At 72.5% G+C, this 1,138-nt stretch carries 1 protein-coding gene; it reads left to right on the forward strand.

Annotated elements, in window-relative coordinates; genetic code table 11:
* Positions 1 to 84: 84 nt before the first annotated feature.
* Positions 85 to 1,138, forward strand: a 1,054-nt coding sequence (locus G5C65_RS40620; protein WP_165303525.1) for an SDR family NAD(P)-dependent oxidoreductase, incomplete at its 3' end; no start/stop codon positions are given.

Raw genomic sequence — 1,138 nt, forward strand, 5'->3', positions numbered from 1 at the left:
TAGAGAGACAGGGGTGGGGGTCCGCGGTTGCCGTTCGTGTGGTCGGGTGTGGAGTTGTTCGCGGTCGGCGCACAGGCGTTGCGGGTGGCAGTGCACGCTCAGGGTGACGGCGTCAGGGTGCAGGCCGCGGACGGTGCCGGGCGGCCGGTGCTGGCGGTGGCATCCCTGGTCTCGCGGGAGGTGGCGGCCGATCAGCTCTCCCCGGCCGGGACACCCGACGATGACGCCCTCTTCACCATCGAATGGAAGACCCTGCCCCCGGCCGATCCGTCCGCGCCGGAGGACTTCTCCACCCTGCTGGTCGGGGGCGGGCCGGTGGAGCAGGTGACGGGTGAGGTCCTGCGGGGCGTACAGGAATGGCTGGAGGCGGAGGAGACCCCCGCCGCCCGCCTGGCCGTAGTGACACGCGGTGCCGTACTCGCGGGTCCTGGCGACAGCGTGGACCCGGTGGGTGCGGCGGTGTGGGGGTTGGTGCGTTCGGCGCAGTCCGAGCATCCCGACCGGATCGTGCTGGTGGACACCGACCCCACCACCGCGGTGGGCGATGAGGTGGATCTGGGGCTGCTGGCGGGTGTGGATGAGCCGCAGGTGGCTGTCCGGGAGGGGCAGGTTCTGGTGCCCCGGCTGGCGCGGATCGCAAGCGCGACGCGGTCCGTGCCGGTGGATCGGGACGGCACGGTGTTGATCACTGGTGGTACGGGGACGCTGGGTGGTCTGCTGGCCCGGCATCTGGTGGTCGGGCACGGCATCCGGCGTCTGCTGCTGCTCTCCCGGCAGGGCCCGGACGCGCCCGGCGCCGCGGACCTGGCCGCCGAACTCTCCTCGCTGGGGGCTGTCGATGTGCGGATCGTGGCCTGTGACGCGGCCGACCGCGACGCCCTGGCCACCGTTCTCGCGGACATCCCCCGGAACGCGCCCCTGACCGGCGTGGTGCATGCCGCCGGAGTCCTGGACGACGGGGTGTTCACCGCCTTGACCCAGGAACGCCTCAACACCGTGCTGCGGGCGAAGGCCACCGCCGCGGCGAACCTGGACGAACTGACCCGCGGCGCGGACCTGGACCTGTTCGTGCTCTACTCCTCCGCCTCGGCGACGTTCGGCACCCCGGGACAGGCCAACTACGCGGCGGCGAACGCCT

Source organism: Streptomyces boncukensis (assembly GCF_011045075.1).
Taxonomy (GTDB): domain Bacteria; phylum Actinomycetota; class Actinomycetes; order Streptomycetales; family Streptomycetaceae; genus Streptomyces; species Streptomyces boncukensis.